This is a genomic window from Streptomyces sp. NBC_00239 (assembly GCF_036194065.1).
Lineage (GTDB): Bacteria > Actinomycetota > Actinomycetes > Streptomycetales > Streptomycetaceae > Streptomyces.
In genome coordinates this window covers 576,757-597,658 of sequence record NZ_CP108095.1, presented here as the reverse complement: position 1 = coordinate 597,658, position 20,902 = coordinate 576,757, and the positions used below count along the sequence as shown (strand labels likewise).

At 70.5% G+C, this 20,902-nt stretch carries 14 protein-coding genes and 2 pseudogenes; 3 read left to right on the top strand and 13 right to left on the bottom strand.

What is annotated here, in order from left to right:
- Positions 1-36 precede the first annotated feature (36 nt).
- Positions 37-6,111 carry an RHS repeat-associated core domain-containing protein gene (locus tag OG764_RS02700; RefSeq protein WP_328966739.1) on the bottom strand — a complete coding sequence of 2,025 codons (6,075 nt, stop codon included), beginning with the start codon at positions 6,109-6,111 and terminating at the stop codon, positions 37-39.
- Positions 6,112-6,702: 591 nt separating this feature from the next.
- On the opposite strand from OG764_RS02700, the gene OG764_RS02695 reads away from it, so the two are divergent.
- On the top strand, positions 6,703-9,327 hold the full coding sequence (locus OG764_RS02695; RefSeq protein WP_328966738.1) for a YVTN family beta-propeller repeat protein: 2,625 nt from the start codon (positions 6,703-6,705) through the stop codon (positions 9,325-9,327).
- A 17-nt stretch (positions 9,328-9,344) separates the two neighbouring features.
- Here OG764_RS02695 and OG764_RS02690 read toward each other — a convergent pair whose 3' ends face one another.
- Genes OG764_RS02690 through OG764_RS02680 form a run of 3 tightly spaced genes read right to left on the bottom strand, consistent with a single transcriptional unit; the run spans position 9,345 to position 11,832 of the window.
- The gene (locus OG764_RS02690) at positions 9,345-9,689 is read right to left on the bottom strand and encodes a hypothetical protein (RefSeq protein WP_328966737.1); all 345 of its coding nucleotides are present in this window, start codon (positions 9,687-9,689) and stop codon (positions 9,345-9,347) included.
- Positions 9,686-10,678 carry an MvdC/MvdD family ATP grasp protein gene (locus OG764_RS02685; protein WP_328966736.1) on the bottom strand — a complete coding sequence of 331 codons (993 nt, stop codon included), beginning with the start codon at positions 10,676-10,678 and terminating at the stop codon, positions 9,686-9,688. The genes OG764_RS02690 and OG764_RS02685 overlap by 4 nt, the downstream gene beginning before the upstream one ends.
- Positions 10,675-11,832, bottom strand: a complete 1,158-nt coding sequence (locus tag OG764_RS02680; RefSeq protein ID WP_328966735.1) for a M12 family metallopeptidase — start codon at positions 11,830-11,832, stop codon at positions 10,675-10,677. Before OG764_RS02680 ends, OG764_RS02685 begins: the two co-directional genes overlap by 4 nt.
- A gap of 179 nt (positions 11,833-12,011) precedes the next feature.
- Here OG764_RS02680 and OG764_RS02675 point away from each other — a divergent pair, with 179 nt between their 5' ends.
- A complete protein-coding gene (locus OG764_RS02675; RefSeq protein ID WP_328966734.1) occupies positions 12,012-12,377 on the top strand; it encodes a hypothetical protein in 366 nt (121 codons plus the stop codon).
- 54 nt (positions 12,378-12,431) lie between these two features.
- Here the strand turns inward: OG764_RS02675 and OG764_RS02670 are convergent, their stop codons facing one another.
- A complete protein-coding gene (locus OG764_RS02670) occupies positions 12,432-13,076 on the bottom strand; it encodes a hypothetical protein (RefSeq protein WP_328966733.1) in 645 nt (214 codons plus the stop codon).
- A 217-nt stretch (positions 13,077-13,293) separates the two neighbouring features.
- On the opposite strand from OG764_RS02670, the gene OG764_RS02665 reads away from it, so the two are divergent.
- Entirely contained in the window at positions 13,294-13,881 is a 588-nt protein-coding gene (locus OG764_RS02665) for a hypothetical protein (RefSeq protein ID WP_328966732.1), read from the top strand.
- 177 nt (positions 13,882-14,058) lie between these two features.
- Here the strand turns inward: OG764_RS02665 and OG764_RS02660 are convergent, their stop codons facing one another.
- From OG764_RS02660 to OG764_RS02625, 8 genes and pseudogenes are all read right to left on the bottom strand, one after another.
- Positions 14,059-14,910, bottom strand: coding sequence for a hypothetical protein (locus OG764_RS02660; RefSeq protein ID WP_328966731.1), 852 nt, complete (start codon positions 14,908-14,910; stop codon positions 14,059-14,061).
- Positions 14,911-15,218: 308 nt separating this feature from the next.
- The gene (locus tag OG764_RS02655; RefSeq protein ID WP_328966730.1) at positions 15,219-15,599 is read right to left on the bottom strand and encodes a hypothetical protein; all 381 of its coding nucleotides are present in this window, start codon (positions 15,597-15,599) and stop codon (positions 15,219-15,221) included.
- Positions 15,596-16,183, bottom strand: coding sequence for a TetR/AcrR family transcriptional regulator (locus tag OG764_RS02650; protein WP_328966729.1), 588 nt, complete (start codon positions 16,181-16,183; stop codon positions 15,596-15,598). Before OG764_RS02650 ends, OG764_RS02655 begins: the two co-directional genes overlap by 4 nt.
- Before the next feature lie 345 nt (positions 16,184-16,528).
- Positions 16,529-17,644 (bottom strand): CinY protein, encoded by a 1,116-nt coding sequence (locus OG764_RS02645; protein WP_328966728.1) that lies wholly within the window; start codon positions 17,642-17,644, stop codon positions 16,529-16,531.
- Between the two features lie 123 nt (positions 17,645-17,767).
- A pseudogene (locus tag OG764_RS02640) lies at positions 17,768-17,935 on the bottom strand (pyridoxamine 5'-phosphate oxidase family protein); the annotation flags it as partial.
- Between the two features lie 59 nt (positions 17,936-17,994).
- On the bottom strand, positions 17,995-19,005 hold the full coding sequence (locus OG764_RS02635) for a clavaminate synthase family protein (protein WP_328966727.1): 1,011 nt from the start codon (positions 19,003-19,005) through the stop codon (positions 17,995-17,997).
- Positions 19,006-19,046: 41 nt separating this feature from the next.
- Positions 19,047-20,087 (bottom strand): hypothetical protein, encoded by a 1,041-nt coding sequence (locus tag OG764_RS02630; RefSeq protein WP_328966726.1) that lies wholly within the window; start codon positions 20,085-20,087, stop codon positions 19,047-19,049.
- Positions 20,088-20,337: 250 nt separating this feature from the next.
- Positions 20,338-20,789 (bottom strand): annotated as a pseudogene (locus tag OG764_RS02625) (MmyB family transcriptional regulator).
- Positions 20,790-20,902 lie beyond the last annotated feature (113 nt).

The following is a 20,902-nucleotide window of genomic DNA, read 5'->3' as shown; positions in this document are numbered from 1 at the left end:
CACACGCTGCCGGTCACGCGTTCACGACAGCGGGTACTAGAAGAGTGCGCCGCAGTCGTCCTTGATCGACCTGATGCCCATGAAGGTGGAGATGGCGCCGCCGAGGGCACCGCCGATACGCTTCCAGCTCCACTTGGACCGTCCCCGCAGGGACTTGAGGATGTTGTACGTACGCCGTACGCCGGCCTTGCGGATCACCTTGTAGGCCTTGTAGAACTTCATCGCCCAGCCGACGAACGAGAAGCCGGCGAAGAACTCGAAGAGAGCCCAGGCGCAGTCCCACAGGGCCCAGGCACTGTTCCACCAGCTCTTGCCGTTCAGGTCGTACATGGTGATCGGGTCCGGCGGGTAGCCGTACGCGTTGGCACCTCCGTTGGGCACCGGGTCGCTCTGCAGGAACCGGCCGGTGGCCGGGTCGTACAGGCGCGCGCCCATCAGGGTCAGCCCGGACAGCGTATCGCCGGAGCGCTGCTGCGAGCCGAGCCAGCTGTAGCGGGCGTCCGGAGTGCCGGCGCGGGTGTTGCCGTACTCGTCGGTGTCGAGGACGACCGGCGGCTGGCCCGCGGTCAGCGGAAGCTGGACCGCGACGTCGCCGTGGATGTCGCTGAGCTGCAGGACGGTGTCGCCCGTCTTGCCGGTGGTGGCGGCGATGCCGCCGCCCGCGGAGTCGACGTAGCGGGTCACGGCGCCGGCCGTGTCCTCGGAGACCCAGCTCGGCTTGTCGCACGCGCAGTCGTAGTGGTTGGTCTTCGACTCCTGCGTGGTCCAGGTGGAACCGCTGCCGGTCTCCACCGTCCACGAGCGGATGCGCTTGGTGCCGTCGACGGCCCAGGTCTGGCGCTGGGTGCCCAGCGTCTCCTGGCGGACCATGTCGTTGGCGTAGTAGCCGAGCGTGACACCGCCGGGCTTGGCGGTGGTGCGGCCGAACGCGTCGTACACGTAGCCCGCGTCGACCTGGCGGTCGGCGCTGTCGTAGGTGTACGCCGTGGAGGTGCCGCCGGGTGCCGGGCAGTCGGCGCCGGAGACGCCGGTGGCCGACGTGCGGGTCTTGCGGTTGGAACGCGCGTCGAAGGTGTAGGCGCGCGTGGTGCAGATGCCGTCGGCGGTGTCCTGCACCGAGGTCAGCCGGCCGATGGCGTCGTACCCGAAGCGCTGCGCCGTGTTCTGCGCGTCCGCCGTGATCTGCCCGTGGACGGAGCGGGTCACGTTGTCGGACTGCACGAGGGTGCCGTCGCTGTCACGGGTGTAGGTGCGGGCGAGGACCTTGGCGTCGGCGTCCACCGTCTGGCTGAGGGTGAAGCCGCCGGGCAGGCGCTCCTTGGTGACCGTGCCGTCCGCGTCGTACTCGGTGCCGAACGCGCCGGCGACGGAGTCCGTCGTGGTGGTGACCAGGCCGCGCGGCTCGGCCGCGTGGTCGTAGGTGTAGGTCACCGAGGACGGGATGCTGTTGCTCTTCTTGACCGGGCGGTCGAGCAGGTCGTACTCGGTGGTGGTGGCACCGCCGTCCGCGTCGGTGTACGAGACGGTCCGGCCGAGCTTGTCGTAGCCCGTGGTGATCGTGCCACCGGTGGGCGAGACGGTCTTGGTCGGACGGCCCGTGGACGCGTCGTACTCGAAGGTGTTCTCGGGCGCGGCCGTGCCGACCCCACCGGTGATCTTGACGTTGCTCGGGCGGCCCGCCGCGTCCACGGTGTACGTGGTGGTGCGGGTCGAGCCGTTCGCCGTCTCGGCGAGCTTGGAGACGTTGCCCCACCAGTCGTACTCGGTCGTGACGACCGGCAGCTGGGCGGGGTTGGAGCCGCCGCCCGTGATGGCTCCGCCGGGGCCGGTGGAGCACAGCAGGTCGGCCCACTCGGGGCGGCCCTGGCAGGTGCCGGTGCCGGTCGCGGACCAGTACGTCTTCACGGTGGTGGTGGCGTCGCCGGCCGCAGCTCCGGGCGCGATCCGCTTGGTCTCGCGGCCCTGGGCGTCGTACTCGGTCGTGGTGGTGATCGCCAGGCCCGACGGGTCCTCGATCGTCTTGACGGGCAGGCCCCGCGTCCAGTCGTAGACGGTCTGGACGGTGCGGGTCTCGCCCTGGACGCCCGGGTACTCGCGCACCTGGGCGCCGGTGGCGACCTTGGTGAGCTGGTCCTTCGCCACGGCGCTGCCGTCGGTGGGACGGCCCTCGTCGTAGCTGTTGACCGTCCAGGAACGGGCGGTGACGGAGTTGCCCGCGGCGACGAGGGTGGTGGCCCCCGACTTCAGGTCCGCGGTCAGCTCGATGCGGCGCAGCGGCCCGAACTCGTCGGTCTCACGCGTGCCCTTGTCGTCGAAGACGCTCCGGCTGGACAGCAGCTCGGCGCGCTCGGCGGTGGTGAGGGCTCCGATGCCCAGCTCGGCGCGGGCGGCGGACGCGGCGGCCGAGGAGCCGACTGCGACATCGCGGTTGCGCGCGGTCAGCTTGCGCACGGTGTTGCCGAAGCGGTCGTACTCCGTGGTGGTGATGCCACCGCCGGGGGCGGCCGTGTTGACCTCGCGGCCGGAGCTGTCGAGGTACTGGATGGTGGCACGTCCGTAGTCGCCGGAGCCGAGGCCGCTGCCCGCGTTCGACGCGGGAACGGAGTCCGCCGGGAAGACGGCGGCGGCGTCGGTCGGGGCGTCGGTCTGACCCCAGGCGAGCACGTTCGCCGCGCCCATCGCGTGCGGGGCGTTCGCGCCGGTGAGCGGGACGTCGTACACCACGGAGGTGGTGGCCGTGCCCTCCTCCACGTCGGTGGTGCCCTGCTTGAGGCCGGAGCGCGAGGCCTTCAGCAGCATGCCGTCATTGGCGGCGCTGCCGGAGCCGGCCTTGCCGTAGGTGAAGTTCCAGGGCAGCTCGGCGCCGGGCACGAGCTGGGTGACCCGGCCCGCCGCGTCGTAGGAGTACTGCGTCTGGGTGGCCTGCGACAGGTTGGGGTTCCACTGCTGGCGCAGCTTGCCGCTCAGGTCGTAGCGGTACGTCGAGACGGTCTTGGCGGTGGCCGAGGCCGCGCCCGGCGCGGTCGACCAGACCCGCAGCTCCTTCACCTGGCCGGCGTAGTCGCCGAACTCCGACCCGGTGCTGTTGCCCGTGGCCGTGGTGGAGGTCGCGTAGACGAATTCGAGCAGGCGGCAGCCCTTGGTGGCGGGCGCCGACTTGCACTGGGCGAGCGTCACGCCCGACGTGGGCGCGAAGATGCGCACCGGGCGGGCCACGGTCTTGCCGCCGACCGTCACGGTCTCCGACTCGGTGGAGGTGGTGGAGTCGGCCGTGCCGTTGTTCTTGCTGCTGCTGACCTGCCACGTGGTGGCACCGGCGGGCTTGGTGAAGTCCGTGGAGCTGCCCTCGGCGTCGGTCAGGGTGAAGCTTCCGGTGACGGAGCCGGTGAGCGTGAGCTCCTCGGCGCCGGGCTCCGGGAGCCAGCCGTTGCGCGCGGCGTTGGCGGTGAAGTGGAGGGAGGTGCCGTCGGCGCCCACGACGTCCACGGCGGTGTCGGACACCTTGCGGACGTGGTTGTACGAGGAGCCGGACGCCTCGGCGGTGACGCCGCTGGTCCACTCCTTACCGAAGATCGGCGCCTGACCTTCGAGGCTGCCGCCCTTGCCCGGGGTGCGGGACGAGGCGGTGCGCTCCACGGTCAGGCCGAACGCGTTGTTGTCGGTGGCGGAGAGCGTGTAGTCACCGGTCAGCAGGTTGACCGAGCCGGGGCCGATGTCGCGGCCCGCCGCGCTGTCGGCGTTGCGGTCGACGACGACGGCGAGCGGCTGGGTGCTGCCCGCGGCCGAGTTCGGTCCGGTGAAGTCGGCCTTGATCTGCACGTTGCCGTCGGGGTCGACGGTGTCGGTGGCGTTCCACACCAGCGCGGCGTTCTTGCCGTTCGTCAGCGGGGCGGGCCACGCGGTCAGCGGGGTGCCGCCGGCGGTGACGTCACCGGCCGGGATGGTGGTCCAGGCGTCGGCCTCGGAGCGGCGCCACGAGAACGACACCTTGTCGTACTTGCTGCCGTCGGCCTCGGCGACCAGGGGCAGGCGGCGGGCGGTGCGCTCGCCGTCGGCGGGCTGCACGAAGCCGCCGGGGCCCGCGTGGAAGGTGTACTCCACGGCCTCGGACTTGTTGTCGGCCTTGTCGACGGCGCGCACCTGGAGGGTGTGGGTGCCGTTCTTGGGCGGGGTGACGGAGATCGTCTTCGCGCCCGCGACGCCGTTGGTGGCGACCTTGGTCCACGTGGTGCCGTCGAGGGACCACTCAAGCCAGTTGTGGTCGGCGGCGGGCGGGGTGACGGTGAAGTTGCCCGCCTGGCCCGCGCCCTTGACCCAGGCGCTGGACGGGTAGTCCGTCGAGCTCAGGGCGGTGGGGGCGGAGGGGGCGGCGGTGTCGACCGTGAAGGTCTTCAAGGCCGACCAGCCCAGGTTGTAGTGCGTGCCGTCGTACGGGCTGGTGCGGAACTCGTACGTCTTGCCGTTGGTGAGCACCCCGGCCGGCACGGTCACGGAGGCGACCTGCCCGGAGGGCACGAACGACGAGCGCAGGACGTCGCCGACCTGGGTGTCGGTGACGGAGTCGAAGATCTGGAAGGCGCCCTGGACCTTGTCGCCGTTGGCGTCGACGAAGGTGTCGCGCAGGGTCGGGGTGGTCGAGTTGACCACGTAGGCCCCGCCGTAGGAGAAGAACGGCGCGCCCGCCTCCTGCTTGGTGCCGGTGCGCGGACGGTAGTTGTAGGTCACCGTCAGCTTGGGCGGGTTCGAGGCGGCGTTGGCGGAGTTGACCCGCTTCCACTGCTTGATGTTGTTCTCGTCGGTGGCGCGCAGGCCCATGCCCGCGTACGCCCACTTGTTGTTCGACCAGTGCTGCACCAGGCTCGTGGCGTTGGCGTTGATCCAGCCGTCGGGCGCGGCGGGGCAGGACGGGCTGCCCTTGGTCTCCGTCGAGGTGACCATCTTGGTGACCATCGACGGCTGGTTCGTCCAGCGCGAGGCCGTGGACGCGTTGTTCGCGGTCCACAGCTCCCAGGGCTGGGCGGTGCAGTCGGTGTTGCCCGAGTGGAAGTTCCACAGCGACAGCGTCGCGGAGGAGATCAGCGCGTCCGCGACCGGAGCCGTGTTCCACGTGATGAAGGAACGCGCGGTACGGAAGGTGCCGTCGGCGTTCTTCGTGCCCGGGTTGCCCAGGTCCAGCTCGGTGTCGTTCGACCAGTCGACCGTCTCGCCCTGCTGGACGTACGTGTCGAAGAGGTTGCCCAGCGTCGACGTCGACGGGTCGACGGTCACCGGGTACTTCGTGGCGGGGTCCGCGAGGAACTTCGCGTCCGGCGTGATGACCAGGTCCACGCCGCCCTTGGCCTTGACGACCTTCAGGCCGACCCTCGCCCGGTGGGTGTGCTCACCCGAGACCTTGTCGACGGTCGCGTCCCACATGACCGGCGCGGGCATGGTGGCCGTCTTCTTGGACTTCTTGTCCGTGAAGAGGACACTGCCGTCGGCCTGCTGCGTGACCTTCAGACCCTTGGTCCGCAGCGGCAGCGTGTAGGAGAACCCGGCCGCCGGCTTCGCCTTGACCTCGACGAACTGCTCGAAACCGGTACGCGTGGCCTCCACGACCACGTCCGCGCCCGGCACGGCGTTCTCGTAGGTGGCACGGGTGCCGTCCAGCACCGGCTTCGGCAGACCACCACGCCACTGGAGGGTGATCGCCTGATCGCCCTCGCCCAGCGTCACCAGATCGGTGGCGGGCGCGGACTTCGCCGCCGCCAACGATGCGGCCTTCTTCCCGGACTTGCCCGCGAGCCTCAGCCCACGCGGGTGCGCCTTCGAGGAGACCGAACCGTCGGCCTCCTCGGCGAGCCGCACATCGACGTCGCGCCACTCACCGAGGACGTCGCGGAACCGGATCGGTCCCGCCGACAGCTCGCTGGTGAGCGACCCGTCCTTGTTGACCCACGTCGTCGAGGTCTCCGTACGCTCCGACAGCGCCTCGACCCGCTTGCCCGACAGTCGGGCGGCCACACGCGCGGACGCGAGGTCTGCGGCCTGGGCCACCGCTCCCGCCGTCTCCTTCGCCGCGGCCTTCTCGGCTGCCTTGACCTCATTGCGGAGGGCGCTGGCCGATGCCATCCCCTCCAAGGCGGTGAGCGACAGCGCCAATACGAGTCCGCTTGATATCCAACGCAAACTACTGCGCGGAGCGGATCCCCCCAGATTCAGTCTCACGTGTGTTTCTCCAGACAGGAACAGCAGATGCTCGCAGGACCGTATACGGCCTTTTGATCTCCAGAAATGTGCCCTGATACGGCAAACCGGACAAGCGTCACCTGTCGCGCCGGTGATCTGTGCCACACCGGAATATTGCGTTCCGTAAATTAGCAATTGACTGTGCGTCAGCAAATAACGAAACGGTGTCCGATGGCGTGCCGACGGTCAGGGGCCCGGGTTCGTCGGGGTTGTTCCCCGGGTGGGGCCGTGGGAGCGGCCCTGTCCACCCTTGAACGTGTGGGCCTCGAGGGTCACAGAGCGGTCGCAGTGCCCATATAGCGGATGTACTCCGGTGAATATGGCGCTATGCGCACACATCGCACCAACCCGAAGGTCGAAGTGGCGCTGTCAGGCCGGCCCCGCCGGCGCACCGGTCGCCCCTGCGGACAGGCGACCCGTATGGCCGTCTCGTCATGACGGAGAGCGGCGGCGGCCCGGGCCCATGCTGAAACAGTGATCCACACCAACCCCGCCCCCCTCGCCCTCGGCCGTGTGCCGCGCATGCTGGCGATGGCGCCCGACGGGCAGCACCTGTACGTCTCCTGCGAAGGCGGGACGTTCTGCGTGGTCGACCCCTTCGCCCGCAAGGTGGTGGCCACGTTCGCCTGCACGGCGGTCCACCACGTCGAGGCCACCCCCGACGGCAAGCGGCTGTACGCCCTCGACTTCAACGAGGGCAGAGCATCCGTCATCGACACCACGACGAACACGGTCATCCGGACGATCAGTACGCCCGGGGGCGCGCGGGCCCTCGGGGTCACCCCCGACAGCCGGCGCGTCTACGTGGCGCTGCGGGACGCCCCGGGCGTCGCCGTGATCGACACCGGCTCCGACACGGTGATCCGCACCATCCCGGTCGGCGGCCATCCGTTCTACCTGGCGGTGGCGCAGACCGGAAACCGCGCCTACGTGGCCGACGCGGCCGGGGACACGGTCTCGGTCATCGACACGACCACGGACACGGTGATCGGCACCCCCATCCCCGTCGCCAAGACTCCCATGACCCTGACGGTCTCCCCGGACGGCCGCCGGGTGTTCGTCCCGGGAACGAACGGCAACGCCGTGTCGGTCATCGACACCGAGAGCCGCACGGTGATCCGTACCATCCCGGTCGGCGGCGTCCCCTCGCACGCCGCGGTGACGCCCGACGGCCGGCATGCGCTCGTCGCCAGTCTCCAGTCGGAGACGGTCTCGGTCATCGACACCGGCTCACTGACGGTCAGTCGGACCATCGGCGTGGCCGGTGCACCCCTCCGGCTGGCCGTCAGCCGCGACGGGCAGTGGGCGTTCGGCTCCGCCTTCAAGGGCCAGTCCCTGCTGGTCGTTCCCACCCGTTCGCTGACGACCGACGCGGGGACCCGCCCGGAGTCGGTCGCGGTATCACCCGACGGGCGGCGGGCGTACGTCACCGCCGCCGGAGCGGACGCGGTGACGGTGGTGGACACCCGTGACATCGAGATCCCCACCGGCGCCGCACCGAACGCGGCGGCCGTCACCCCCGACGGGCTGCACGCCTACATCGCCGACTCGGGCGCGGCGAAGGTCAGCGTGCTGGACCTGCGCGCCGAGGCGGTCCTGGCTTCCGTGACCGTGGCCGGAGCCCAGTCCCTCGCCATGTCCCGCGACGGCAGGGCCGTGTACGCGGTCGGGGCGGGCGTGCTCTCGGCCATCGACACCGCCACCCGCAAGGTCACCGGCACCCTGCCGGTGCGGGAGGCATCCCAGGGGGTGGCGGTGTCACCGGACGGATCGCGCGTCTACGTCACGAACGCGGACACGGACACCGTGTCCGTGATCTCCACCCGGCCGCTGGCCACGGTGGGCCAGCCGATCCCGGTGGGCGACCGGCCCCTGGGGGTGATCGTCACTCCCGACGGCCGCCACGTCTACGTGGCCAACACCAACGCGCACACGGTGTCGGTACTGGACACCGTCTCCCTTCAGGCGGTCGCCACCGTGCCGGTCGGCTCATTCCCCGAAGCGCTGACCGTCAGCCCCGACGAGCGCCGCGTGTACGTCACCAACACGGACCCGGGGGCCAACAGCGTGTCGGTCATCGACACCAACACGCAGACGGTGACCGGCGATCCGATCCCGGTCCGGCACCGCCCCCGCGGAGTCGTCGTGAGCCCCGAGGGGACGCGGCTGTACGTCACCGCGGCAGACTCCGGCACCGTGTGCGTGGTCGACCTCGCCACCCGGTCGGTGGTCGCGCGGATCCCGGTGGGCCGTACCCCCACCGGAATCGCGCTGACCGCGGACGGCCTCAGACTGATCGTCGCCAACTCCGGCTCGGGCCACGTGTCGCTGATCGAAACGCGCGCTCGGTCGGTCCCGGTGGGGAGCGCCCCGTCCGGTGTGGCCCTGTCGCCCGACGGCAAGCGCGTCTACGTCGCCAACTCCGGGTCCGGCACCGTCTCGGTGATCGACACCGCCACCGGGACGGTGACGGGCCAGCCGGTCGTCGTCGGCGGTCAGCCCCGGATGGCGGCTTTGACCCCCGACGGGAAGCGCCTGTACGTGACCGACCCAGCCAACGGGGCCGTGCACGTACTCGGCACGGCCGGCCCCTCCGTCTCCGGCCCGCCCATCGCGGTCGGCGGCACCCCACTCGGCCTGGGCGTGTCGCCGGACGGCAGCCGGGTCTACGTGGCCGACTCCGGGACGGCCGCCGTGCTGGTGATCGACACCGTCACCAACACCCTGACCGGTTCCCCCATCGGCGCGGGCGTCGCCCCCTTCGGCCTGGCCGTGTCTCCCGACGGCACCCGCGTGTACGTGGCCGACGCGGGCGCCGACGAGGTCCTTGTGATCGACACCGCAGCTCGGAAGGTGACGCACACCGTCGCGTTGCCCGGGGCCCCGCACGGACTTGCCGTCACCCGGGACGGCCGTCGCCTGCTGGTGACCGTGCCGGCCGAGAAGTGCCTGGTGGCGGTCGACACCGTCACCCTCACGGCGGTGGGCGCCCCCTTCCCGGTGGGCAGCGCGCCGCACGGCGTCGCCCTGACCGAGGACGGCCGCCACGCCTGCGTGGCGAACGCGGGCTCCAACACCCTGGCGTTCGTGGAGGTGTGAGGGCTTCGCAGCGGTGATCAGACGATCGTGACGGGCGCGGTCAGTTCCGTGGACCGCGCCCCGGAGACCGGCTGCGATTCGGTGGTGACCAGGTCCCCCGGTTCCAGGACGCCGCTGCCGGTGCGGTCCACGTGGACCCGTAGGGAGTACAGGGCCCCCGGGGCCGGACCGACGGTCACCTCGACGCGGAAGGGGATCCGGCCGCCGGGGCCGATCGGCACGTCCGTCTGGACCTGGGCGCCCACGACGGTGGAGCCGCCGTCGGCCCGCGAGACGTCCCGGACCTCCACCAGCACCAGGGCGGCGGTGCCCGCCGGCGTGCCTGCGGGCAGTGCGACGGCACCGGTGACCACGTACGTCACGGCATGCCCGCCGGCGTGACGGGCGCGGGATGACGCCGTTCGCCGCCGCCCTCGTCGAGGCGTGTGAGCAGGGCGACGAGCTCGTCGGTGATGGGCAGGCCGGTGCGGCGTTCCACGAACAGCCATTGGCCGCCCGGGTTGACCTCGAAGAAGACGTACTCTCCGTCGGGGCGGCGGCGCAGGTCGATCGCGCCGTAGACCAGGCCCAGTCGGCGCATCAGTGTCAGGAGCCGGTCTTCCAGGGCGGGGGGCAGGGTCACGGGCCGTACCTTCGACTCGCCGACCACCATCCGCATGTCCACGGGGTAGTCGGTGGCGGTGGCGTCGATTTCCGCGGCGAGGATCCGCTCGCCCACCACGGTCACGCGCAGGTCGGGGCCCGGCACGAATTCCTGGAAGATCACCGGGGCGTGGCGGACGGTGTCCAGGTGGTCCAGGTCCTCCCGGCGCACCAACCGGGTCTCCCGCCAGGCTTCGGGCCCGGCGAGGAACGCCTTGAACACGGTCCGGCCCAGGCCCGTTTCCTCGATGAACCGCAGGGCTCGCTCGGGCCGGTTGGTGACCAGGGTGCGGGGGAGCGTGAGGCCGGCCCGGCGTGCTGCCTCCCACTGGTGGGGTTTGTACTGGGCGATGGAGTCGAGTGCGGGCGGGTTGACCCAGGTGCAGTCGAGCGAGTGCAGCAGGCCGCCCATGGCCTGTCCGGTCTCGCTCGCCGCGAAGCCCTGGTCGCGGGGGCTGGTGAGGCGGGCGTCGAGGGTGAAGGGGCGTACCCGACGCCACCACACCACGCGGCAGTCGGCCAGCTCCGTGTCGACGGTGGGGCTGCTCAGTGCACGGCGGGGCGGTCCCGCGGCCGGGTATTCCAGGTCGATCGTGCCGTGTGCGGGGAAGTCGGCGAGGTCGATCCGCACCGTGTCCCGGCCGGCCGCGGTCAGCCCGTCCATGACGGCCAGGGTGTGGTCCTCGTCGTAGGAGACGACGAGGATCATCGCGGCGGCAGCGGCGGAGCGACGCCCGTCGGGCCGATCCGGGCCACCAGGCTGTTGTGGTCGGTGACCAGGGCGGTGAGGGTCTGCTGGAGCGAGACCACCGTCGTGGTCAGTCGCTGCACCTGCTCGGCGAGCCCGTCCTGTTGCCCCGCGGCGGTCGCGGCAGCGGTCGCCTGGTGCGGGGTGGCCAGCACGAACGGAACGGAGGTCGGCGACATGGGGTCCTGCGGAGGCTTGGGGGGATCCGAGGACGCCTCCTTGACCGCCTCCTTGGTGACGGATTCCGAGAACACGGGCTTGGGCTCGGGGAAGTGGTACATGGCGCGAACCGCGGCCCGGTCGCCCTCCGACAGGCCGGTCCCCTCGCCCAGCACCACACCCGGCGGAAGCGGCCGGCGGGGGATCACGGTCGGCCTGTTCCGGTCGATGGCGAAGGCACGCGCCGGATAATGCATGATCGAGGCGTAGTCGTACGGGCCGAAGTCGTCGCCGTCGGCGATGTGCTGGTTGAAGTTGTGGTGACGTTCCGTCGGGATGTTGGCGAAGTCGATGGCGACGAACTGGTCGCGGTCCTCGCGGCTCTGCTCGTGCCAGAGGCCGACCGCGTGCCCGATCTCGTGGATCACCGCGGACATGCCGCAGCCGGGAGCCAGGTTGATCAGCTGTTCGCCGCCGACGCGTCCGATCCGGGAGTCGCACCCGTTGCTGGGTGTGAACCGGACGAAGTCCGGGAAGCGGGGCGCGTTGAAGGGGGTCCGCTTCTCGAAACGGATCCGCGAGAACGTTTCCCAGTGCTCGATGGCGCCGGTGACCCGGTCCTGCTGCGGCAGCGCGGGATCGATGACATAGGGAACCACGCCGTCCGGCCACCGCCGGTGCTCACCCGGAGCGATCAGTCCGCGGATCCCCTCTTCTCCCACGCGGGCCGCGGCGGCCTCCACCTCCTCGACGGTGCCGAGCACGATGTCGCCCTCGAACACGGCCATCCCGTTCACGTCGGCGTACTGAACGCCCTTGCCACGGAAGGTCACCCCGTCCACCAGCGCGGTCCCGGCAACCGGCCCTGAGGCGTACCTGCTGCATCCGTACGGATCGCGTCCGTCGCCGGCGCTTCTCCGGCGGTGCCGGAAGAGCGAGCTCTGGGATTTCTTCACGACGCACACCTCGCAGGTCGGGTCCGGGACACGCCGCCCTATGCCTTCCACCCGGTCCGGGAAACCGGCTACGCCGTCCGGGTCGGACTCGTCGGGGCCACCCGCGCGGAGGAACGGGGCCCGAGAGAGGCAGCGCGCCATGTGTGGAACCGCCGACTCGGCCTGCGCGTCGAAGGGCCATGACTGAGAGAGCCGGACGGATCATCTTCGCCCTCACGCTGGCTGCCGGGGTGCTCACGGGCTGTGCCCAGGCCGACGAGCGCGCAGACGTCGGCCCGGTGACACCGTCCAGCCGGACGATTCCCTTCGAGCTGTACACGCATTGCGGAATCGACGAAGCCCGTATCGGCTCGACGTACTTCGAAGCGCACACCCCCCTCTACGGCGGCTCGGGAAACCCGCCCGAGGGGTGGGACAACCCCACCCAGCGCGGCACGATGACCTTGAAGTCCGAGACGGAGGCCGTCTTCACCGACGATGCCGGGCACGAGGTGAAGTTCCGTGCACGGCCGGGTGCGAGTGCATTCAAGCGCATCTGCGCTTAGCGTTCCCGCTCCGGACCGGTTCCTCATGCCCCATCGTGATCCACGGCCGGAGCATCAGGCCTTCAGGACCTTGACCCAGTTCACGGATTTCCCCGTGATGTGCAGGGTGCTGGCAATTGCGACCGTGCCCGCCAGTAGAATCACCGGGCTCCATACGTTCGCCTCGTACCCGCAGAACGTCCGCAGTGGCGTACTCGGGAGCGATGACGCCCAAATGGCAAAACCTGCCAGTCCGGCAATGACCTCAACGTAGGGGAAGTTGAAGACCCCTTCCTTTTCGTTGCCTTCCTTTTTGTTGCCCCTGACTCCCTGCTGACTGCTCCTCAATTCTTGCTGTTTCCTGTAGCTCAGGCCGGAGATCAGAGCGGCGGTGGCGACGAGCAACGCCAGGGACCACCACCAGTGACCGTTCCAATCGGCCGTGCACAGGGGCTTGCCCGAAGCGGGAGTGGGATCCGCCAGCGCCGTCATCGCGGCGACGTACACGGCCAATGTCTCCGTGGGGATGAAACTCGTCAGCTGGCTGAGGACATTCGCGTTGTCCACCAGGGCCAGTTGCTGGTTGCCGGTCACTCCGGCCGCAGCCTTAGCCTTTGCCGCGTCCGACTGCGGGACATTCAAGGCCCGGTCGCCGACTGGTGGAACAACGGGCTCGACCAGTCTGAGAACGCTCGAATCTGCAAGAGAGGAACAGCTCATGGCCGACTCCGGTCACACTCGACTGTGAGGCGGCCAGGGTAGCTTGAAATGTGGGACAGTTCGATCTGAAACACCATGGAAACGCTCAAAAAGCGCAAGGAAAAGACGGCCGCCATGAACTCGTCGGTGACGGAGGCCGAGTGGGATCGGATGCGTCGGCCGACGGTGCCGAAGGGCGCCTGCGGTGGGCTGCGGGGTGGCGGATAGCGTGCGGGGCATGGCGATGACGGGGAAGCGACGGGTCCTGTACCGGCAGGGCAGCGGGTTCTGGCGGATGACGGCGAAGTGGGTCGGGGCGTTCGGGGTCCTGTACCTGCTGGACGGCGGCGTGCTCCGGTCGTGGGGCGACGCTCTGGTCTGGCCGATGATCGGGATCCTGCTGTGGGTGCCGTTCGGAATCGGAGTCGTCTGGTATCCGAAGAAGGACCAGCGCGTCGAACTGACGGCACGTGAACTGCGGGTGCGGCGCAAGCAGCTGCCGATGGAGAAGGTGAACCTGCTGCACGTGGCGCGGCTGTGGCTGGAGGGGCGGTCGACCGCGGACGACCAGCCGGTGCCGGAGTGGACACGCCGCGACCGGGTGGTGTGGGTGCCGCTGCGGGACGGCCGCGCCTTCGGGGTGGAGTTCCGCGACCCGGCCGCGTTCGCCAAGGTGTTCGGCGCTTTCGCGGTCGCGGCGTGCGGCGGCCCCGACATCGTCCGCGCGCGGGCCGCGGCGGAGACCTACCCGGATCCGCTCCCGATGCGGCCCCGCCCCGCCGCCGACGACGGCTCCTGGCTCGACCTCCTGGACGTCTTCAACTGACAGCCGGGAATGCCGGCATGGGGCAGCGCTCCGTGAACGGGCGGCATGCGGCCCACGGCTCTTGCCGACCGCAGTGCTCGCCCGGCCGGTGGGCCCCTTCCCGTGGCGCGCTTGCAGTGCGTTGCCAGGGAACACCAACGGGTGAGGGGCCGCTGGACCGTAACCGGTGGTGGGCCCTCAGGCTTCGACCGGTACCGCGTCGGGCGCCGCGGTGGCCGTCTTGGCCGCCGTGTCGCGCCGTGCAGCAGTGGTTGCGGGCTTGGTGAAGAGGACCACCCCGCGCTGGTTCTCCTTCTCGATGCTGCCCTTCTTGGCGAGGTTCTCCAGGGTGTTGCGCACGACCTGGTCGGAGGTCGAGCGCTCGGGGTGGGCGGCCCCGAGCTCGGTGCGTACCTCGCTGACCTTGAACGGCTCACCGGCGCGCTTGTTCAGGATGACTTCGACGAGCGCGCCGAGCGTGGGCTTCGCGGTCTTCTTCGCTGCGGCCGGCGCGGGCGCGGGCGCCGGCGCAGGCGTAGGTGCGGTGGTGGTGGAGGCCTTGGCCGTCCTGGTTGCCCTGGTCGCCTTGGTCGCCTTCGGGCGAGGGGTCCGCTTCGCCGGCGTCTTCGTGGGTGCCTTACCGGCCGCGGCCGGAGTCTTGGACACCGACTTCTTGATGGGCTTCTTGGCTGCGGTCTTGGCCGGGGCCGGGGCCGGGGCCGGTGTGCTCGTGGGCTCCTCCTGCCTGGGCTGGGGCAGGGCTGCCTGAACCTGCCCGGTGGCGGGTGCGGGCACGGATGCAGGTGCGGAGTCTTCCGCTTCGGCGGTTGCCTCCTCGCTCGCGGGCTGCGGCACCGGCGGAGCCGGCATCGCTCCCTGCATCCGGGTCAGCCACGTCTCCTCCGACCGGAGTTGGTCCAGCCGCGTCTGGAGCTCGGCGAGCTGTCCGACGATGTGGTCCTGCTCGCTGAGGTTCTTCTCCAGGTCAGCGGCAAACCGCTGCTCGTACATGCTCTGGATGGGGGTGTTCGCTTCGCCTTCGTCTGCCATGGCAGGTCACGCTCCCTTGTGTGTTGCTGCCGGATGGTACCCACCACAACGCCCTTGCGTCTGCTGCCCGGTCATCGCAACCCTTACACCGACACGGCCGGAAAGACCGCGTCCTGTCCGGCGAGGCGGACGAGTCGCTTGCGACAACAGCGTTGCGGCGAGGCGGAGAAGGGCCACCTGACTGCCGCTCCAGAGCAGGCGTCACCCCCTCCGCCATCCGGTAGCAGCGGCGCGAACCCGGCAGACTCCTTCGCCGAGGGCGGCCGGGAACGCTAGGCACTTACGCCGTACACCCGGCGGGCTCGTCGCTACACGGCACCCGCCGCCGTCAGGAGCGCGACCGGCAGGAGAAGAATCCACTGCGGCAGCCGGAGCAGGGGCTTCGGCCAGCCGACCGACAGCGTGACGACCAGGAAGGCGACTGCGTACGCGGCGAAGTGCGCGGCCACGAACCACGCCATCGGGCCGGTCGCTGACCTATCGTCCGCCAGCGCGAGGTAGACCAAGGCGGCTGCGGAGAGCACCAGGTCGACGCTCACCATGTGCCACACGGCATGCAGGACGCGCTTGGGTTCGTCTGCGAGTCCGCAGGACAGCAGCGGGCGCACGACGTCCCGGTGCCCGCCGACGATGTGCGCCACGGCCACACCGAACGCGGTGATGCCCGCTGCGAGGAGCCAGCCGTTCATCGGATCTCGATTCCTTTGGCTATGACAGCGGCCAGCCGGCCGGCCAGCCGGCGGTCGGGGTGTTCCCCGACCAGACCGACGTGGAAGAACACGGCTCCTGCCAACGTGTCCAGGACCAGGTCCACGGGTGTGCCGGCCGCGATCTCCCCGCGCGCCACGGCACGTTCGAAGACGATCTGCAACCGCTCCTTCGAGGGGGCCAGGAAGTCGCCGCGGATGCGGGCCTTCAGCACCGGATCGGCGGCGAAGTCGGCGAGCAGCCCCGGGAGCGCCGCCGCGGCGGCAGGTGCGTGGAACTCGTCGATCAGGCCCCCCAGCAGTGCGGTCATGTCCCCGTCCAGCGTTCCGGTGTCCGGGACCGGTGCGTGGTCGGTGGTCGTGAACACGGCCTCGAACACCAGCTCCGGCTTGCCCCGCCACCGCCGGTAGACCGTGTCCTTGCCGACACCTGCGCGGGAGGCCACCGCCCCGATCGATGTCGCGGCGTAACCGACTTCGATCAGCAGCTCGGTGGCCGCGCCGACGATCGCCTCGTGCGAGCGGGGATCCCTGGGACGTCCCCTGGAGGACGGAACGGAGCTCATACCGATTTACGATACGGGTCGACCCGTTTGATAAACAACCCCGGGTGACGCGCGAATAGTTGGCTCCGACCGCCCTTCCGGACGGCGCGGGCGCTCTTCGGCGCGAGCTGCGGTTCGCGTTCCCGCAGGTGCGGGCCGCGCGGGGGACCGGGTGTGCCCCGTGCCGGCCGACGCAGGCACGAGGGCACACCCACGGTTGCCGGCGGGCCGCCGCCGACTCGGGCGCGGACGTGGTGGTGAGCGCGACACCGGACATCGTCCCGGTGGCAGTGCTCACGTCGGTCGGCGCGGCCGTGCCGCCGCGAAGGTGCTGCTCGCCGCGCCGAGGTCGCCCTGGTGTGGACGCTAGCGGCAGTCGCGCACCGGGTTGTCCTGGGTGATGGCGCACGCCATGCGCTCTCCCCGGGCGGTGCCGTACCGGGCGATGAGGGTGCTGCGGAAGCCGGTCCACTGGGAGCGGGTGTCGGCGATGGCCGCCTGGACGGCAGCGTTGAAGTTGCCGGCGACCTGCCCCCGGGGCGTGGTCGGGGACGTGGCCTCCCCGGTGGCGGCGTTGATGATCCCGTTGTCCTTGTTCAGCACGCCGTGCGTGATCCGCTTCCCGCAGCCCCACGGATTGAGGCTGAAACAGCCCGTCGTGAGGTCACCGGGGATGTCGGAGGCCGAAGGCGCCGCGGCGTCCATCCGGAGGAACGGCGCCGCGCCGGTACGGGCCAGGCCCGGCGGGTTGTTGATGCCGAGGGCGGACCTGCTGTCCGACTGGTCCGCCCAGTTGCTGTGTGAGTAGAAGTCCTGGGTCCCGTGCAGAGCCCGGCCGAACCCCTCGATGGCATTGCACTTGCCGCGGCCCGCAACGCCCAGCACGAAGGTGCAGTCGGAGGAGAGGTCGGTGTCGGAGGAGCTGACGGTGCCCGCGGTGTTCACGAGCGCGGCCGCACGGTCCACCCCGTGGTTGAACTGGCCCTTGAGGTGCGCGATGCACGTCAGCAGCACCGATGTGGCCTGCGCCCGCGTCCGGGGGTAGCCGGCCGCGTTGAGGTAGTCGGCGCCGTCGCAGTGCGCTGCTTCGGTGAGCGTCTCGTCCATGTCCGGCGCACCGATGGCGCCGGTCGTCCCGTTCGCTCCTGCCAGCTGGCGAAGAGAGCCGGGCTGGAAGCACGTACCGGCCGCGCCGGGACCGGTGCCGGGCGCGCAGGCGAGCGCCGCGCGGGTGATCCGCTCGTGCTCGGCGTTCTGCCCGAAGCTGTTGATGGTGCCGAAATAGAAGATCGGCGGTATGTCCCGTCCGGGCTTCACCTTCGGCGCCGAGACGGTGGGCGCCGGCTTCACTCCGGCCCTCGCCGTACTCGGGAGCTGAGCGGCACCGGCCGACGTGGCCAGCCCAAAGACGAGAGCGGTGGCCGCCATCCCCGCGGTCAGCCCCGACAGCAAGGATCCGCCTCGACGGTGTGTCAATTTCATGCTGCATTCCCATGGTTGAGGCCCGCGCACCCCACTCGACGAGTGAGCTGGGCCGCTCAAAATATAACTACCCTTCGGTAGGCAGGGAGGCGCTGCGCCCGTCAACCGGCCGGTGGATCCCGGCTACCGGTCCGATCGGGTCCAGAAGTGACGCGGCGAGAACCCCTCGCGCCGCAGCCAGTGCTCGGTGTAGACGATCCGCTCGGCCTCGATCACGACGAGCGGCCCCACCGGCGGTTCGTCGAGAGAGCGCGACCGCTCGACGTGGTCGGACTGCCATCGGAACGCCGGCGGTTCGCGTGGCGGCCTCAGGGTCGTGCCCCTCGGCGGCACGGCGGCGGTGTGGCCGGTCAGTGGGCAAGTACGTGGCCGTCGTGGGGGCGGTGGTCGCGGGAGCGGCGCAGGTCGGTGGTGACGTACGTGCGTTGCAGCCAGCGGTCTGCTCCGTCGTAACGGGGGTGGAATGCGGTGCGGCCATGGACCGCGACGCGGTTGTCGATGACGACCAGGTCGCCTGGATTCAGGCGAAGGGTGCGCGCGGTCGCCTCGCAGGCGCGGCCGAATTCGGTCAGCGCCGCGGCGGCCCGAGGGGTGAGCGGGGTGGTGACGAGTTGGGCCATCCGTATGTCGGGATCCTCGGCTGCTCCCGACAGCACGGGCCGGGGCTTGACATCGGTCTCCGTCGCGGCAGCGTCGGGGCCGAAGGAGGGCGGTGGTGTGGTGATGAACTCCGGTGCGAACAGGGCGTCGCGGCCGGCCGGGGTGAGGAGCGGCAGTGCTCGGCGGATGCCGGCGATGCGCATGCCCGCGATCCGGTCGTGGTCGGCGCGCAGGCACAGGAAGACCACGAAGTCGGGCGGGTGGGGGTGGAAGCCGTTCTCGGTGTGGAAGGACAACGGCACCGAACCGGCGTTGCCGTGGAAGCTCTCCTGCCCGGGCACGGGCACGACGTCCTGCACGAGGGCGCCGGATTTCTCAGCCCGGTAGGCGAGAGGCTCGCCGAGCCCGCAGGCCACCATGGTGAGCACCGCGGCCGAGACGGTGGCCCGGCGCTGGACCGAGCCGGGAACGGTTGGTGTCGCGGGCAGGGCCGCCTGATCGACGGGCAGGCCGCCGATCACCAAGGTGCCGTGCGGGCCGGAATGCCTTCGGAACCGGCGCACCTCACGGCGCAGCGGTAGCGGAAGGCCTTCCCAGGCGTCCCGGGCCCGGGCCACCCACTCGGGGCTGTCGACCTGGTCGTGCCCGCGGCTGCACAGGGTGCGGGCCAGGCGGTCACACGCGTCGGCATCGGCGGGGTCCAGTTTCCGGTCTGCGGCGAGGACGGTGCTACGGGTGGTGTCGGGCGTCGTCTCGGGCATGGGAGTCTCCTGCCGGGGGTGTGGGCGGCGGACGCGCGGACTCACGAGTGGCGAAGGCCGGCCACGGCATCGGCGATGTAGTGGTCCCCGAATCGGATCAGCGAGGCGTACTGGGCCGCGCGGCGATGGCGCATGAGCCGTAGTTCGGCGACGGCGTTGTCGGGGCCTTCGGGTTTCTGAGCGATGGAACGACGCAGGTGCACCATCGAGTACGCGAGGGTGACGTGGCGTTCACCGTCCACGAGGTCGGCTTCCAGGAGAGCGTCCCGTGCCTCGGCCAGCTCCGGGGCGCGGGCCGCCAAGTGCTCGTGGGAATCGGGAACCACGGACAGCAGGTCCTTCATCGCCGCCCGGAACAGCTTGTATCCGCGGTGCTGGCGCCCGCTCAACGGGACGTCCACCGACGGAGGTGCCATGGTGTGGCGTATCGCCGCCATGTAGTAGTCGGCCGGGATCGAACTGGCGTGGGCCATCGCCGCGGGGAAGCCGCGCACGTAGACCGTCGCATCGGCCAGCCGCGTGAGCGCGGCATCGCCGTCGCCGAGCCGCAGAGAGTCGGTGGCGTCGGCCACGGCGACCGCGGCGCAGATGTTGAACAGGACATGGACCTGGTGCCCGATGAGCCACCGAGCACTCCACACACTCTCCGACGACGGTCCCGCACCGGCCTCGGGGACGGCCACCGGCTGGACGGAGCCATGGTCTGCGCCCGGTGCTGCGCCGGTGAGGTCGAGCACCGACTGCCGCATCCCGGTCACCTCCAGCGCCAGGTCGGAACCCGACAGCGGAGCATCACACAGATCCTCCAGACCGCGGTGGACGACCAGGACACCGTGCAGGGCAGCCTGCTGATCCGACAGTTCCCCCTCGCGGACCCGGAAGAACGACTGACTGGTCGACTCCGCCGGCAGTCCCTCACCGACCAAGGCCGGGGCCAGATCCGACAGCGCGGCCGCCAACTCACCGGCGGCCGTGGCAGCCTGCCGCAGTGCGACGGTGCGCTCGACAGGTCTGCCATGGGTCGACACCGCGGCCAGCACGCGCGCGGTCCGCTTCGCCTCGCGGTCGACCCGTGGACCCAAGAGCGGGACGGGCCGCCCGCCTCGGGGCTCTCGGAATACAGCGACAGCAGGATGGCCGGCAACCGGCGATAAGCCCATGGTTGAAGTATTTCGCCATGAACACTCCACACGAAACCCGATCGGCAAGACAATTCCCGTGCAGTGCAGCGGAGTTGGCGGTACAGCCGTCGGCAGCGCCGGGTCGGCGGTTGCACGGGCCTCAGGTGCCTCCGAGGCGACGCACCACCCCACCACCAGTACTCCGAGCCACCTACCGGGCGGCGTCACCAGGCAGGGGCCCCGCGGTTCGAACGGCGAGCCGGAAGACGGCTTCGGCGGTGGGGTCGTCGGGATCGGGTTGGTAGACGACGAGTTGTTGGCCCGGGGCGGCGCGCACGTCGAAGGACTGGTAGGTCACGGTCAGGGGGCCGACCGTCGGGTGGTGCAGGTGTTTGGTGTCCTGGGTCTTGCTCAGGACGTCATGGGTGGTCCACAGGCGTGCGAAGTCAGGGCTGCGGGCGGTCAGGGTGTGGACGAGGGACCGCAGGCGCGGGTCGTCCGGTGTGATGCGTAGTAGTCCGTGTTCATTCCGGCCAGGGCGGCGACCTCTTCGCGGCGCAGACCGGCGACCCTGCGTACGCCGTGGCTCGCCACGCCGACGTCCTGCGGCCCCAGGGCCGCCCTGCGCGCGCGGAGGAACTCTCCGAGGAGGTTGCCGGTCACCGTCATGGCGACAGGCTAAGGGGTGGGGGAGGCGTGCTGCCTGGGTGTGGTGCGTCCTGGTTGGCCGGCTTCTGCTTGCACAGACTCGTCGGGCGGAGCCATCCGTTTCGAAC

Bases quoted from the DNA above. Each gene is read 5' to 3' on its own strand.
- OG764_RS02700 (WP_328966739.1), bottom strand. From the start codon at position 6,111: ATGGCATCGGCCAGCGCCCTCCGCAATGAGGTCAAGGCAGCCGAGAAG.
- OG764_RS02685 (WP_328966736.1), bottom strand. From the start codon at position 10,678: ATGATCCTCGTCGTCTCCTACGACGAGGACCACACCCTGGCCGTCATG.
- OG764_RS02675 (WP_328966734.1), top strand. From the start codon at position 12,012: ATGACTGAGAGAGCCGGACGGATCATCTTCGCCCTCACGCTGGCTGCC.
- OG764_RS02670 (WP_328966733.1), bottom strand. From the start codon at position 13,076: ATGAGCTGTTCCTCTCTTGCAGATTCGAGCGTTCTCAGACTGGTCGAG.
- OG764_RS02665 (WP_328966732.1), top strand. From the start codon at position 13,294: ATGGCGATGACGGGGAAGCGACGGGTCCTGTACCGGCAGGGCAGCGGG.
- OG764_RS02660 (WP_328966731.1), bottom strand. From the start codon at position 14,910: ATGGCAGACGAAGGCGAAGCGAACACCCCCATCCAGAGCATGTACGAG.
- OG764_RS02655 (WP_328966730.1), bottom strand. From the start codon at position 15,599: ATGAACGGCTGGCTCCTCGCAGCGGGCATCACCGCGTTCGGTGTGGCC.
- OG764_RS02650 (WP_328966729.1), bottom strand. From the start codon at position 16,183: ATGAGCTCCGTTCCGTCCTCCAGGGGACGTCCCAGGGATCCCCGCTCG.
- OG764_RS02645 (WP_328966728.1), bottom strand. From the start codon at position 17,644: ATGAAATTGACACACCGTCGAGGCGGATCCTTGCTGTCGGGGCTGACC.
- OG764_RS02635 (WP_328966727.1), bottom strand. From the start codon at position 19,005: ATGCCCGAGACGACGCCCGACACCACCCGTAGCACCGTCCTCGCCGCA.